The organism is Dickeya oryzae, from assembly GCF_009372235.1.
Classification (GTDB): Bacteria; Pseudomonadota; Gammaproteobacteria; order Enterobacterales; family Enterobacteriaceae; genus Dickeya; species Dickeya oryzae.
In genome coordinates this window covers 353135-368427 of record NZ_SULL01000006.1, presented here as the reverse complement: position 1 = coordinate 368427, position 15293 = coordinate 353135, and the positions used below count along the sequence as shown (strand labels likewise).

Annotated in this window: 12 protein-coding genes; 7 read left to right on the top strand and 5 right to left on the bottom strand. The window is 55.5% G+C overall.

Annotation, left to right across the window (positions count from 1 at the left end; translation table 11 throughout):
• Positions 1-3 precede the first annotated feature (3 nt).
• The 5 genes from accB to acuI form a co-directional block, all read right to left on the bottom strand.
• Positions 4-471, bottom strand: a complete 468-nt coding sequence (gene accB / locus FAZ14_RS13590; protein ID WP_016943126.1) for an acetyl-CoA carboxylase biotin carboxyl carrier protein — start codon at positions 469-471, stop codon at positions 4-6.
• Positions 472-506: 35 nt separating this feature from the next.
• Positions 507-959, bottom strand: a complete 453-nt coding sequence (aroQ, locus tag FAZ14_RS13585; protein ID WP_029456545.1) for a type II 3-dehydroquinate dehydratase — start codon at positions 957-959, stop codon at positions 507-509.
• A gap of 239 nt (positions 960-1198) precedes the next feature.
• Entirely contained in the window at positions 1199-1798 is a 600-nt protein-coding gene (gene msrQ, locus FAZ14_RS13580; RefSeq protein ID WP_016943125.1) for a protein-methionine-sulfoxide reductase heme-binding subunit MsrQ, read from the bottom strand.
• A gap of 63 nt (positions 1799-1861) precedes the next feature.
• Positions 1862-2863 carry a protein-methionine-sulfoxide reductase catalytic subunit MsrP gene (gene msrP / locus FAZ14_RS13575; RefSeq protein WP_153508694.1) on the bottom strand — a complete coding sequence of 334 codons (1002 nt, stop codon included), beginning with the start codon at positions 2861-2863 and terminating at the stop codon, positions 1862-1864.
• A 202-nt stretch (positions 2864-3065) separates the two neighbouring features.
• On the bottom strand, positions 3066-4052 hold the full coding sequence (gene acuI, locus FAZ14_RS13570) for an acrylyl-CoA reductase (NADPH) (RefSeq protein WP_016943123.1): 987 nt from the start codon (positions 4050-4052) through the stop codon (positions 3066-3068).
• A gap of 152 nt (positions 4053-4204) precedes the next feature.
• On the opposite strand from acuI, the gene csrD reads away from it, so the two are divergent.
• The 7 genes from csrD (at position 4205) to yhdP (ending at position 15251) form a co-directional block, all read left to right on the top strand.
• Positions 4205-6151, top strand: coding sequence for an RNase E specificity factor CsrD (gene csrD, locus FAZ14_RS13565; protein WP_016943122.1), 1947 nt, complete (start codon positions 4205-4207; stop codon positions 6149-6151).
• Positions 6152-6465: 314 nt separating this feature from the next.
• A complete protein-coding gene (gene mreB / locus FAZ14_RS13560) occupies positions 6466-7509 on the top strand; it encodes a rod shape-determining protein MreB (RefSeq protein ID WP_016943121.1) in 1044 nt (347 codons plus the stop codon).
• A gap of 102 nt (positions 7510-7611) precedes the next feature.
• Positions 7612-8742 carry a rod shape-determining protein MreC gene (gene mreC / locus FAZ14_RS13555; RefSeq protein ID WP_153508693.1) on the top strand — a complete coding sequence of 377 codons (1131 nt, stop codon included), beginning with the start codon at positions 7612-7614 and terminating at the stop codon, positions 8740-8742.
• Positions 8739-9227 carry a rod shape-determining protein MreD gene (gene mreD / locus FAZ14_RS13550; protein WP_016943119.1) on the top strand — a complete coding sequence of 163 codons (489 nt, stop codon included), beginning with the start codon at positions 8739-8741 and terminating at the stop codon, positions 9225-9227. The genes mreC and mreD overlap by 4 nt, the downstream gene beginning before the upstream one ends.
• Before the next feature lie 24 nt (positions 9228-9251).
• Positions 9252-9845, top strand: coding sequence for a Maf family protein (locus tag FAZ14_RS13545; RefSeq protein ID WP_023638705.1), 594 nt, complete (start codon positions 9252-9254; stop codon positions 9843-9845).
• Positions 9835-11304 (top strand): ribonuclease G, encoded by a 1470-nt coding sequence (gene rng, locus FAZ14_RS13540; RefSeq protein WP_012883018.1) that lies wholly within the window; start codon positions 9835-9837, stop codon positions 11302-11304. Before FAZ14_RS13545 ends, rng begins: the two co-directional genes overlap by 11 nt.
• A gap of 110 nt (positions 11305-11414) precedes the next feature.
• On the top strand, positions 11415-15251 hold the full coding sequence (yhdP, locus tag FAZ14_RS13535; protein WP_194287078.1) for an AsmA2 domain-containing protein YhdP: 3837 nt from the start codon (positions 11415-11417) through the stop codon (positions 15249-15251).
• Positions 15252-15293: the final 42 nt, after the last annotated feature.

Genomic DNA, 15293 nt, shown 5'->3' with positions numbered 1-15293 from the left:
TCGTTATTCGATGACAACCAATGGCTCGTCAAATTCAACCGGCTGGCCGCTTTCAACCAGAATGGCTTTCACCACACCCGCTTTGTCTGCTTCGATCTGGTTCATCATTTTCATGGCTTCAACGATGCATAGGGTATCGCCGACTTTGACCTGCTGGCCGACTTCCACGAACGGTTTCGCATCCGGGCTCGGCGTACGGTAGAAGGTACCTACCATCGGTGAGCGTACCACGTGACCGCTGATGGCAGCAGGTGCGGCGGCTTCAGCAGCAGCGGCTGGCGCGGCTGCCGGAGCGGCCGCTGGTGCGAACTGCTGCGGCATCGGTGCGTAGGCCTGTTGCATCATCGGGTAGCTACCCGGTGCCGGAGCACGACTGATGCGTACCGACTCTTCACCTTCGGAGATTTCCAGTTCGGCGATGCCGGATTCTTCAACCAGTTCGATCAGTTTCTTGATTTTACGAATATCCATGAATGTGGTTCCGTACTCTTGTTAATTGGAAATGGTTAATTGGACGTTGACAGGCGTTTTACCGCCGTCTGTAAACCATAATGGTATCCATCTGCCCCCAGACCGCAGATCACCCCAGCTGACACATCAGACAGGTAAGAGTGATGACGGAAAGGTTCACGTGCGTACACGTTAGTCAGGTGGATCTCGATAAACGGGATGGCGACCGCCAACAGAGCATCCCGTAGCGCCACACTGGTGTGGGTAAATGCTGCCGGGTTAATCAGAATGAAGTCAGTGTTTCCTCTGGCCTGATGGATACGGTCAATCAGCTCATGTTCCGCATTTGACTGCAGGTGGGAAAGCTGCACGTTCAGCGCTGCCGCATCTTGTTCCAATCGGCTCACGATCTCCGCCAGCGTCGTATGACCGTATTTATCCGGCTCACGGGTTCCCAGCAGATTCAGGTTTGGACCGTTAAGGAGCAAAATGTGAAACTTGTCTGCCATTGTGCTGCTATCTCCCTCGATTGGCTCAGTGGCGCACAACATAACGCGAAGCTATCCGTTTGTCACCCTTTGCGGAGCGAAAATGTCCCTTTCCATCCGCACAGTTTGAACATTATAGCTATATCGTAGCAGTTAGCAGCCAAATACTGGTCTTATCTGCGGAGTTACCCGCGACGCTATTGACAAAAATTTACGAAAATACGCGAAAAATACCGTCTTCTGGGTACAGATAGTGCTGATTAACGACGCCATCGACGCAACTTCTGGTAGCGAAAAAGCAGTAATATGACGGCAACGGAAGCGTACATGATCGGTAATGGCGATAGCGATTTTACCGACCAAAGATAATGAACAGGGGCTAAGATCGCGACAAGATAAATGAGATTGTGCAGCTTTTGCCAGCCTGATCCCAGTTTTTGCTGTGCTGACTGGGTGGAGGTCACGGTTAATGCCAGCAGTATCAGCCAACTGACCATGCCGAGCATCAGATAAGGACGCAGAAGAATCTCTTTTCCCAACAAATCGAGATGATTAACCCCTAACTCCAGCAGCGCATAGCTGAGCAGATGCAGGCAGGCCCAGGTGAAACACCACAACCCCAGCAGACGGCGGCAGCGGATCAGCAGCGGCTGTTTACCGTAGCGTGCCAGCGGTGTCACCATCAGTGTCGCCAGCAGCAGTTTCAGTGCCATCCGGCCGGTAAAATGCTGGATATCTTTTGCCGGATCGGCGCTGAATGCACCCTGATTAACGGCGAATACCAGCCAGAGTAGCGGCAGGAACGCCGCCAGATGCAGCACGACTTTCAGGGCGATGATGTGTCGGGAGGTCAGACGCATACCGTCATGTTCCTATATAGGGATGAATGCCCGCAGCGCGGCGGGAGTCATAGGTTGAGGCGATCAAAAGTTGGCCCGTAAATCCAGCCCCTGATACAGCGAGGCGACCTGATCGGCATAGCCGTTGAACAATAACGTCGGCTGACGCTGAACGTTCAGTAACCCACCGGCACCGATGACCCGTTCACTGGCTTGCGACCAGCGAGGATGATCGACATTAGGGTTAACGTTGGCATAAAACCCGTACTCATTAGGTGCCGCCAGATTCCAGGTTGAGGGCGGTTGTTGACGTGTCAGGCTGATATGCACGATGGACTTTATGTTCTTGAAGCCGTATTTCCACGGTGTGACCAGCCGTATCGGCGCACCGTTTTGCGGTGGCAGCGTCTTGCCGTAAACACCAACGGCCAGGAAGGCCAGCGGGTGCATGGCTTCGTCTAAACGCAACCCTTCGACATAGGGGTAATCGAGACCTCCCCCCATAAAGCTATCTTTTTGGCCGGGCATTTGTGCCGGGTCATACAGGGTTTGAAAAGCGACATAACGGGCATGGCTGGTCGGTTCAGCCAGTTTTATCAATTGAGATAACTCAAACCCGACCCACGGGATCACCATCGACCAGGCTTCGACGCAGCGAAAACGGTAGATGCGTTCTTCCAGCGGGAAACGGCGGCGAATATCGTCGATATCCAGCGTGATGGGTTTGGCGACTTCACCGTCGATCCGCACCGTCCATCCTTCAGTCTTGAGACCACCCGCGTTAGCGGCAGGGTCGGCTTTATCCAGACCGAATTCATAGAAATTGTTATAACCGGTGACTTTGTCTTCCGGCGTTAGCGCCAGATCAGGGGGCCACTGCGGTGGCTGGCTAAATGTCAGCGGCTTGCCGGGTGGGGCGGCAGGGGCTCGTTTTCCCTGGAACCAGTTGAGCAGGTCGGCGCGGGCGGCGGGCGACAGGCTCAGCGTAGCGGCGGTCAGCCCCAACGCCTTAAGAATGGTGCGGCGCTGATAGAACAGTGATTCTGGCGTCACGTCGGCGCCAGTCAGTTTGCGATGTCTGGACATGGTGAACTCCCGCTTTTGATTATTGGTGTCAGGCTGGGGATTCGCGTTAACGCTACGCCCTGCTGGTGAGTAATGGGCGTGGAAGCAGTATGCGGTGAAATAATGTGGCGGGGAATCGTTCTTTTTTAGCGGGCGGTATATTTTACCGGTTTTTACAAAATAGGAATAAAGACGGGCGAGAGATGGCCCGTCCTGAGGGGTTTCAGTGTGCGCTACTGATGCGCACCAGCGTACGGCCGGTTACCCGATTTTCCAATAGCGCAGCGGCGGTGGCGGGAACCTGCTCCAGCGAGATTTCCTGAGTCACCTGCTCGTAGAAGGAGGCTGGCAGCAGTGTTGCCAGACGACGCCAGGCTTCATGACGGCGTGCGCGTGGCGTCATCACCGAATCGACACCTTGCAGGCGCACGTTGCGCAGAATGAATGGCATCACCGTGGTGGGTAGTGAGACGCCAGCCGCCAGCCCGCAGGCGGCAACGGTGGCACCATAATGCATTTGGGCCAGCAGCGTTGCCAGTACCTGGTCGCCTGCCGTGTCGATAGCCCCTGCCCAACGCTGTTTTTCCAGTGGACGACCGGCTGCGGCGAATTCTGTACGGTCCAGTACCTGATGGGCACCAAGTTGCTGCAGATAGGCGCTATTGTCCGCCCGGCCGCTGATAGCTGTTACCTGATATCCCAACGCATGCAACAGCGCAATAGCCGTGCTGCCGACGCCGCCGCTGGCACCGCTGACGACCACATCGCCACTCGCCGGGGTGACGCCCCCTTCTTCCAGCGCCATCACGCACAGCATCGCGGTAAACCCGGCGGTGCCGATGATCATCGCCTGACGCGGTGTCAGGCCCTGTGGCAATGGCACCAGCCAGTCAGCCTGGACGCGAGCCTGTTCTGCCAGACCACCCCAATGATTTTCACCCACGCCCCAACCGGTCAGTACCACAGACTGCCCGGCCTGAAAATCCGGATGAGCGCTGTGACGCACGGTGCCAGCAAAATCGATGCCCGGCACCATCGGGAACTGGCGAATGATTTTACCTTTGCCAGTAATCGCCAATGCATCCTTATAATTAATGCCGGACCAATCGACGTCGACAGTGACATCGCCATCAGGTAATTGTGATGGTTCAATAGTGCTAACGTTGGCCACCGTCTGGCCATCTTGCTGCCCGAGCACGATTGCGCGCATAAAAACTCTCCTTATCGGGGACAAAAATAGAGGTAAATCATTTAAGGACTATATTTGTAACGGGTAGTATGCGAACTGATAAATCGCAAACAACACACAAAGTCTCTCATGAAAGCACTTTTCAATTCATTGATACGGAGTTAGGCGCAGGGATGGGGTTGACTGCCAGAATATCAATAGTAATGACGCTGCTGACGACACTGGCCGTGGGTCTGGTGTTGGCCAGTAGCATTTTTAGTTTTGTGTGTTATAGCCAGCAACGTATGGATCATCAGCTCAGGGCCGTGGCGGCGAGCATTGATCAGGCTCTGTTGGTTCAGGCCCCCGATAATATCCAGTTCTGGTTGCCCGCGGTGATGAAGGCGGCTGGCATTGTGGAACTGGAACTGCGCGACGGCCATGAACGGCTCTACTGGCTACGGTTACCAGAAATGATGTCTGAAGGTGGGGAGCGAGCCTTGCTGTACCGTCACACCAGCTTATCGCTGTTGCACCACGCGGACGTCAGGGTCAACGTCACCTACGTTGATCCGTTATTTGGCATGCCACGCTATCTTAAATCCACGTTGTCGATTGTGTTGACGATACTGCTGATTGCGATAATCGTCTTTCATGGCGTGCGCTGGCTGCGACGGCAGATGGCTGGGCAGGAACAGTTAGAGGCCCGCGCCCGGCGGATTCTGGCCGGTGAGCGCGATACCGTGATGCATGGCTCGGTGCATGAGTGGCCAGCGATGGCCAGTGGCGCGTTGGACCAGTTGCTGCTGGATTTGGCGGAAGCGCGTGAGGCCCGTAGCCGGGTCGATACTCTGATTCGATCATTCGCAGCGCAGGATTCCCAAACCGGCTTGAATAATCGGTTATTTTTTGAAAATCAGCTCGCTACGCAACTGGACGACACGGAAGATGTCGGCACCCATGGTGTGGTGATGATGATCCGCCTGCCAGACTTTGACACCTTGCAGGAAACACACGGTTATGGCGGTGTGCTGGATGAATATCGCAATACCCTGATTAACCTGTTGTCTACGTTTGTTTTACGCTACCCCGCTGCGCTGCTGGCGCGCTATTACCACAGCGATTTCACGGTACTGTTGCCGCATTGCAACCTGAAAGAAGCGGATAATATCGCCAGCCAACTGGTGAAAGCCATCGATATCTTGCCGACGACCTCGCTTATCGATCGGGAAGATATTTTGCACATTGGCATTTCCGCCTACCATGGCGGGCAAAGCACCGAACAGGTAATGGAAAGTGTGGAGGACGCGACCCGTAACGCGGTATTACAAGGGGGGAATGGATGGTGTGTGTATGACCGACGGGTGCCGGAAAAAGGCCGGGGTAGCGTGAGGTGGCGAACGCTACTGGAACACACCTTGTTGCGTGGCGGGCCGCGTCTGTATCAAAAACCGGCTATTACCCGTGAAGGCGAGGTACACCACCGGGAAATGTTTAGCAGAATTTATGATGGCACCCAGGAACTGCTGGAGGCTGAGTACATGCCGCTGGTGCGTCAGCTTGGCCTGACCTCCGGTTATGACCGGCAGTTGATCAGCCGGGTGATTGCCCTGACCGTCAGCTGGCAGGATTCGGTACTGGCTTTCCCTATTACGGTGGATTCGCTGTTGCAACGGCCGTTCCTGAGCTGGCTGCGCGAAACCTTACTCCAGTGTCCGAAAAAGCAACGTACGCGATTATTGTTTGAACTTGCCGAGGCGGATGTGTGTCAATATATCGGCCGTTTGCGTCCGATAGTGGCGATGATTACGGGTCTAGGTTGCCGACTGGCGGTGACTCAGGCCGGGCTGACGCTGGTCAGCACCGCCTACATCAAGTCGTTACAGGTGGAGGTGATCAAGCTCCATCCGGGGTTGGTGCGTAGTCTGGATAAGCGGCCGGAGAATCAGCTGTTTGTCAGCAGCCTGACCGAAGCGTGCAAGGGCACAAACGCCCATGTGTTTGCCTCTGGCGTGCGTACGTGTGAAGAGTGGCAGACGTTGCTGAATAAAGGCGTTTGCGGTGGACAGGGGGATCTGTTCGCGTTGTCGGAACCAGTGAGTAACACGCTGAAAAAATATTCACCACGCACACATGTTTGATGCCAAAATCCGAATAAACTAGCGTAGAATATCGGCGCCATAGCGTCGCTGACCGGTTTGCTGAACAGGCTGGCGTGCACGAAAATGTTAGATTTTATGTCGGTGGTTCGTGCAATTTTCGGGGGCAGCTCGTGAGAACTCCAGTCGCTGCCAGAAGGATCGCCGTTCTGCAGGCATTCATTATCATGGCAATTTACGTAAACATCATTTTTTCACCGTAGCAGAGCCGGTTAGCGCCTTGTCGCTGCTGCGTGTGGTTGGTACAGTAAGCGGATTTCATTTCCGCCCCCAGCTTGCAGGATTATCCTTTAGTTATGTTTAAGAAATTTCGTGGCATGTTTTCCAACGACTTGTCCATCGACCTGGGTACAGCCAATACCCTGATTTATGTAAAAGGACAAGGCATTGTACTGAACGAGCCTTCCGTGGTGGCTATTCGCCAGGATCGCGCTGGTTCTCCTAAAAGCGTGGCCGCCGTTGGTCATGACGCCAAACAAATGTTGGGCCGTACACCGGGTAATATTGCAGCCATTCGTCCGATGAAAGACGGTGTGATCGCAGATTTCTTCGTTACCGAAAAAATGCTGCAGCATTTCATCAAGCAGGTGCACAGCAACAGCTTTATGCGCCCGAGCCCGCGTGTGCTGGTGTGTGTGCCGGTAGGCGCAACCCAGGTTGAACGTCGTGCCATCCGCGAATCCGCTCAGGGCGCTGGTGCCCGTGAAGTGTTCCTGATCGAGGAACCGATGGCGGCCGCAATCGGTGCAGGGTTGCCGGTATCTGAAGCAACCGGGTCTATGGTGGTGGATATCGGTGGTGGTACGACCGAAGTCGCGGTGATCTCCCTGAACGGCGTGGTGTACTCCTCCTCTGTGCGTATCGGCGGTGACCGTTTCGATGAAGCCATCATCAACTATGTACGCCGTAACTACGGCTCGTTGATCGGTGAAGCGACCGCTGAACGTATTAAGCATGAAATCGGTTCTGCCTATCCGGGCGACGAAGTGCGCGAAATCGAAGTGCGCGGTCGTAACCTGGCAGAAGGCGTACCACGCGGTTTCAACCTCAACTCCAATGAAATTCTGGAAGCGTTGCAGGAACCGCTGACCGGTATCGTTAGCGCCGTCATGGTGGCACTGGAGCAGTGCCCGCCGGAACTGGCGTCCGATATTTCTGAGCGTGGTATGGTGTTGACCGGCGGTGGCGCGTTGCTGCGCAACCTCGATCGCCTGCTGATGGAAGAAACCGGCATTCCGGTCGTAGTGGCGGAAGACCCGTTGACCTGCGTAGCGCGCGGCGGTGGTAAAGCGTTGGAAATGATCGACATGCATGGCGGCGATTTGTTCAGCGAAGAATAAACCGGCCAGAATAAATAAGGGGGACCTATCGCATGGATGAAAATCTGTTGGATTCATCCCGCGTGGTAGCCCCCTTTTTATTGTCGAGGAATACGCAATTTTATGAAGCCGATTTTTAGCCGGGGCCCCTCCCTGCAACTGCGCCTTTTTCTTACTGTCATTACCGCAATTGTGATTATCTTTGCTGACAGTCGGCTCGGTACGTTTGTCAAAATCAGAACGTACATGGACACTGCCGTCAGCCCCTTCTATTTTCTGGCTAATGGCCCGCGTGCCATGCTGGATAAACTGTCTGCCGATCTGACCTCCCGCGAGCAACTGGAGCGTGAAAACACAGCGCTGCGCCAGGAATTGTTGCTGAAAAACAGCGATCTGTTGTTGATGGGGCAATTCCGTCAGGAAAACGCCCGTTTGCGTGAACTGCTGGGTTCCCCGCTGCGTCAGGAAGAGCAAAAGATGGTCACGCAGGTGCTCTCCTCGGGTACCGACCCTTACAGTGATCAAGTGGTGATCGACAAAGGGAATGTCAACGGTGTGTACGAAGGGCAGCCAGTCATCAGTGATAAAGGTGTGGTGGGGCAGGTTGTCGCCGTAGGGCAATTTACCAGCCGTGTACTGCTGATTTGTGACGCTTCTCATGCGTTGCCGATTCAGGTGCTGCGCAACGATATTCGCGTTATCGCCGCCGGTAATGGCTGCAACGAAGATTTGCAACTGGAACACCTGCCCAACAATACCGACATCCGGGTGGGCGATGTGCTGGTCACCTCCGGTTTGGGAGGACGTTTTCCTGAAGGGTACCCAGTCGCTGTGGTCTCGTCCGTGAAGGTGGATACTCAGCGTGCTTATACGGTGATTCAGGCACATCCGACCGCTGAATTGCAGCGTTTGCGTTATCTGTTGCTGATGTGGGGTGTAGACAGCAATTCCCGTGCTGCGTTGCCGCCAGATGAGGTGCATCAGGTGGCGAATGAGCGTCTGATGCAGATGATGCCGCACGTACTACCATCGCCGGAAGAAATGGGGCCACCTGCGCCGGCGTCAGCCAATACGTCAGCGCCTGATTTTGTCGGCCCGCCCGCACCGCCTGCGAAAGCTGCTCCAGCGAAAGCGTCACCGACGAGATCCTCATCCGTGAAAACGAATGGTAATGCGCCATCTAAACCGATGAATCAGGCGACGCTGCCACAGGGAACGACGCCTGCGCCCGCTACGTCGGGAGGAAACCGATGAGTAGCTATCATCGTCAAGGTTACTGGATTATCTGGCTCTCTTTTCTGGTCGCGATGGTCTTGCAGATCATGCCCTGGCCGGACGATCTTTACATGTACCGTCCTTCCTGGCTGACGCTGGTGTTGATTTACTGGGTGATGGCGTTGCCGCACCGGGTTAACGTCGGAACCGGGTTTGTTCTGGGCATGGTTACCGACCTGATTCTCGGTTCTACGCTGGGGGTTCGGGCGTTGGGGCTTAGCATCGTCGCCTATCTGGTGGCGTTCAAATTCCAGTTGTTCCGTAACATGGCGTTATGGCAGCAGGCGTTGATCGTTATGCTGCTGTCACTGGTACTGGATTTAGTGGTGTTCTGGGCTGAGTTCCTGGTGATCAATGTCTCTTTACGACCGGAAATTTTCTGGAATAGTGTGGTCGATGGGGTGTTGTGGCCGTGGCTGTTCCTGCTGATGCGCAAGATTCGTCGCCAGTTTGCTATTCAATAACCAGAAAATAATAAGAGAAATGTGATGATCGATCTGTATCTGGCTTCTGCGTCGCCCCGCCGTCGAGAGTTGCTAACCCTGCTGGAGTTGTCGTTCGATATCGTAAAGATTGATGTCGCCGAGCAACGTCAGCCCGGTGAAGCGCCAGAACAGTATGTCAGCCGTCTGGCGCACGACAAGGCGTCGGCTGGCGTCGCGGCGGCACCGCTGGATTTGCCAGTGCTGGGTGCGGATACGATTGTGGTGCTAAACGGTCAGGTGCTGGAAAAGCCCCGGGATGAAGACGATGCTGTTCGCATTCTGCGGTCGTTGTCGGGTCAGCGTCATCAGGTGATGACAGCGCTGACGCTGGCAGACCGCAGTGAGAGCGTATCGGCGCGTGTCGTCACCGAGGTGCAATTCCGCACGCTTGCCGATGACGAGATCAGACGCTATATCGCCAGCGGCGAACCGATGGATAAAGCGGGCGCTTACGGTATTCAGGGAAAAGGCGGATGTTTCGTTAAATCGATTTTCGGGAGTTACCACGCCGTGGTAGGGTTGCCATTGGTGGAAACGCTTGAATTGTTCACACATTTTTCTGCACAGCGTAAAGAACGAGGAACCCATGACCGCTGAATTGCTGGTAAATATTACCCCTTCAGAAACGCGTGTTGCCTATATTGACGGCGGCATCTTGCAGGAAATCCATATTGAACGTGAAGCCCGGCGCGGGATCGTCGGCAATATTTATAAAGGCCGCGTCAGCCGTGTGTTGCCGGGGATGCAGGCTGCCTTCGTCGATATCGGTCTGGATAAGGCGGCGTTTCTGCACGCGTCCGATATCATGCCGCATACCGAATGCGTAGCGGGTGACGAGCAGAAAAACTTTCATGTACGCGATATCGCCGAGCTGGTGCGTCAGGGGCAGGATTTGATGGTACAGGTGGTGAAAGACCCGCTTGGCACTAAGGGGGCGCGCCTGACCACCGATATCACGTTGCCGTCGCGTTATCTGGTTTTCATGCCGGGGGCTTCGCATGTCGGCGTTTCTCAGCGTATTGAAAGTGAAGCTGAGCGCGAGCGCCTGAAAAAGACGGTGGCCGATTACTGCGATGAGCAGGGCGGTTTTATCATCCGTACCGCCGCCGAAGGCGTGGGCGAAGAAGAACTGGCACAGGACGCGGCGTTCCTCAAGCGCCTGTGGACCAAGGTGATGGAGCGTAAAAAACGCAACCAGACCAAGTGCAAATTATATGGCGAGCTGGCGCTGGCGCACCGTATTTTGCGGGATTTTGCCGGTGCATCGCTGGATCGCATCCGCGTTGATTCGAAGCTGACGTACGATTCCCTGCTGGAATTCACCGCGGAATACATCCCGGAAATGACCAGCAAGCTGGAGCACTACAGCGGCAAACAGCCGATTTTCGACCTGTACGATGTCGAAAACGAGATTCAACGGGCGCTGGATCGCAAAGTGGAACTGAAATCCGGTGGCTACCTGATTATCGACCAGACGGAAGCGATGACTACCATCGACATCAATACCGGTGCGTTTGTAGGTCACCGCAATCTGGACGAAACCATTTTTAACACCAATATCGAAGCGACGCAGGCGATTGCTCGTCAGCTTCGGCTACGCAATCTGGGTGGCATTATCATCATCGATTTCATCGATATGGCGAATGAAGATCACCGCCGCCGCGTACTGCATTCGCTGGAGCAGGCACTCAGCAAGGATCGGGTCAAAACAGGTATCAGCGGCTTCTCTCAATTGGGACTGGTGGAGATGACGCGCAAGCGCACCCGTGAGAGCATAGAACATGTGTTATGCAGCGAGTGTCCAACCTGCCATGGTCGTGGGTCGGTCAAAACCGTGGAAACCGTGTGCTATGAAATCATGCGCGAAGTCGTGCGTGTGCATCATGCCTATGACTCTGATCGTTTCCTGGTCTACGCTTCACCTGCGGTGGGCGAGGCACTGAAAAGCGACGAATCACATGCGCTGGCGGAAGTGGAAATTTTCGTTGGCAAACAGGTCAAGGTTCAGATAGAACCCCTGTACAGTCAGGAACAGTTTGATGTGGTCATGATGTAACGTCATGCCGCCCGTCGCCGGATACCGGTTGACGGGTTTTCTCTGTGACGGTTTTCGCTCGTCGCCGGTGATGAATAATGAAGGAGACAGGTGTGAGGCGACTGCCCGGCATAAAGCGATTGCCTGGAATAGTAGCAGCGACGGGGGCCATTCTGGTTGTGCTGGCCGCGTTGCTGGTCAGCGGCCTGAGAATGGTGCTGCCGACGTTGGATACTTTCCGGCCACAGATCGTGGCCTGGGCGCAGTCTGCCACCGGTTTGCCGATGGAGGTGGATAGCCTCAGCGGCAGTTGGGAAACCTTTGGGCCGACGCTGGATATCACTAACCTGCGTATTCATCATCCCGATGCCGAGTGGCAATCCGAACGCATTTCAGTGGCGCTGGATGTCTGGCAGTCATTGCTGCATTTGAAGTGGAAATTCCGCGATCTTACGTTTTATCACCTGCAACTCGACCTCAAAAAAACGATCGACCCTGAGAGACAGCGCACCCGCAGCTGGGAGCCGGATCAACTTGGCTCACTGTTTCTGCGCCAGTTCGATCACTTCGATCTACGCAATAGCCGCATCCGCTTTCTGACTCCGGCGGGCACTCAGGCTGAGTTACAAATCCCCCAATTGACCTGGCTGAACGGTAAAAACCGGCACCGTGCGGAAGGGCAGATTAGTTTATCGAGTTTCAATGGCCAACACGGTGTGGTGCAGGTCCGCATGGATTTGCGCGATGAACAGGGCTGGCTGAATAACGGCGTGGTGTATCTGCAAGCCGATAACATCGATATGAAACCGTGGCTGGGCCGTTGGATCCGCAGTAACACCGGTCTGGAGAGTGCCAGGTTCAGTCTGGCCGCCTGGTTGCAGGTGCGAGAAGGCGATATCTACGGCGGCGATCTACTGCTCAATCAAGGGGATGCCAGTTGGCGCGATGGCGACACATTGCATCAGTTAGGGGTTAACGGCCTGGCGTTGCACGTCGGTCGTTACCAGAACGGCTGGCAGTTGGATGTACCGTCGCTGAATCTGTCCACCGACGGTGTCGCGTGGCCGAAAGGGCAACTGTCTGCGCTGTGGCTACCGGAAGATACCCAACTGCTGGGGCCTGATCGCTCCGCTGAGTTGCGTATTCGTGGTCGTCATCTGGCGCTGGAGCGTCTGGGGCCGTTGCTGCCACTGCTCAGTACCACCACGCCGGAGTTAAAAACCCGCTGGCAGGCGTTGCAACCGCAAGGGCAACTGACCACGCTAGCGTTGGATATTCCGTTACAACAGCCGGAGCAAACCCGTTTTCAGGTGAGCTGGCAGGATGTCGGTTGGAAAAACTGGCAATTGCTGCCAGGCGCGAATCATGTCTCTGGTGACGCAGCCGGGAGTCTGGCGCGTGGGCGCACGCAGGTGAGCCTGACGCAGAGCACGTTACCGTATCAGGACATGTTCCGTGCACCGCTGGATATTCAGCAGGCGAACGCCACACTGGACTGGCGTAATGATGCACAGGGCTGGGAATTGTGGGGGCAGGGGCTGGACGTGCGCTCCCATTCGCTGTGGGCCAATGGGGATTTCCATTATCGTCACCCGGCTCAGGGGGAACCCCGGCTGGATATTCTTGCCGGTATCCGGCTTGGTGATGCGGCTGACGCCTGGCGCTACTACCCCGAGTATTTTATGGGCAAAAGCCTGGTGGATTACCTGACCGGTGCTATCAAATCAGGTCAGGTGGACAACGCCACACTGGTATTCGCGGGGAATCCGGCGCAGTTTCCGTTCGAACATCAGGAAGGGCAATTTCAGGTTTGGGTGCCACTTGAGAAATCGCGCTTTGAGTTTCAGCCCGGCTGGCCTGCGCTGGATAACCTGAATATCACACTGAATTTCCTTAACAACGGCTTGTGGATGCTGGCGCCGCAAATAAAGCTGGGCGATGCCGATGGGCGCAACATCAACGCCATCATTCCGGATTACAGCAAAGAGAAGCTGTTGATCGACGGTGATATCAGCGGAAGCGGTAAAGAAGTGAGCGATTACTTCGCTCAAACACCCGTGAAGGATTCGATTGGCAGCGCGCTGACGCAAATTCAGATTGGCGGAGAGGTTCAGGGGAACCTGCATCTGGATATTCCGCTCAATGGTGGGCAGGTAAAAGCCAGTGGCGATGTTGCGTTAAATAATAACCCGCTGTTTATCAAGCCATTGGATGTCTCACTCCAGTCAGTCAGCGGGCGATTCCACTACGATAACGGTAATCTTGCCAGCCAGACGTTGCAGGCGCGCTGGCTTGATCAGCCGCTCACGTTCAACTTTTCGACCCAGGAGCAGGAAAAGGCGTTTCTGGTGAATGTCGGGTTACAGGGCAGTTGGGCGTTGTCCCGCCTGCCGGGGCTGCCCAAACCGGTAGCCGCATCGTTAGACGGCAATACCGGCTGGCAGAGCACCGTACAGGTCACTCTGCCACGTCGCGGCCCCGCCAGTTATGACGTTGCCGTGCAGGGTGATCTCAAAGAAGTAAGTAGCCACTTACCTTCGCCCTTGAATAAAGCGGGAGGCAGCGCACTGGGGCTGCAGGTGAATGCCAAAGGGGATGAGCGTGGCTTCTCGCTTGGCGGTACCCTGGGTAAAAAACAGTCCTTCAACAGCCAGTGGCTGCTGAAAGACAGCAAAGTCATGCTGGTGCGAGCCGCCTGGCAGGAAGGTGCGAAACCGCCTTCGCTGCCGGACGACTCATCGCTGACACTGGCATTGCCGCCGTTGGACGGCGAGCGCTGGCTGGCGCTGTTGCCCGGTGTGCGCAACGCCGCTGGCACGCAGGCAGGAGCCAGCCGTTTCCAGTGGCCGGAGCGGGTAGTGCTGACGACGCCGGAATTGAAGGTGCTGGGCCAGCAGTGGCATGACCTGATGTTTACCAGTCGTACCCAGAACGGCGGCCGTGAAATCACCGCTACTGGTAGGGAGATTGACGGCCGATTGCTGATTCCCGCTGCCGGGCAGTGGCGCAGCGATGTGCGCTATCTGTATTACAACCCGCAATGGCAAGGGGACGATACCACTAACCCAGCCGCGCTGGCGGAGAAAAAATCACCGCTCAACGATCCCAGTATTCGCTTTGAAGACCTACCGGCACTGCAGTTTGAGTGCCGTGAATGCTGGCTGATGGGGCAGAATATCGGGCAGGTGAGAGGCGCATTACAACCGGAACCCAACAAGCTGGTGCTGACCAATGGGGTAGTTGATAACGGCAAAGCCAAATTAACGCTGGATGGCAGCTGGCAGGAAAGCGGCGAAGGCACCCGCACGGCGATAAAAGGACAGTTGTCTGGCAACAACCTGAGTGATAACGCCGACTGGCTGGGGCTGGCAACACCGCTGCGCGCTGGGGCGTTCAAAATCGACTATGACCTGTACTGGCGCGGCTCGCCGTGGGCCCCGCATATCCCGAGCCTGAGCGGTATTTTGAAAACCGATATCGGCAAGGGTGAGATTGTTAACGTCGGCACCGGTCAGGCCGGGCAATTATTACGTCTGGTGAGTTTCGATGCACTGCTGCGTAAGCTACAGTTTGATTTCAGTGATACGTTCGGTAAAGGGTTTTACTTTGATTCGGTTCGCAGCACGGCGTGGATAAAAGATGGCGTGCTACACACCGATAATCTGCTGGTGGACGGCCTCGAAGCGGATATCGCCATGAAAGGTGATGTTGACCTGGTGAAGCGTGATATTTCGATGGAGGCGGTAGTGGCGCCGGAAATTTCCGCTACCGTCGGTGTGGCCACGGCCTTTGCGGTGAACCCGGTTATCGGGGCGGCGGTTTTTGCCGCCAGTAAAGTGCTGGGGCCGCTGTGGAGTAAAATTTCCCTGATTCGTTACCACATTTCCGGTAGTGTGGATCAACCGAAGATTCAGGAAGTAGTGCGTGAACCGCAAAAAGCCAACGCCGCCGGTGCGGCAGGCCAGTAACGGCGGTCTGGTTATCTGATGACATTGACAATAAGAGTGACA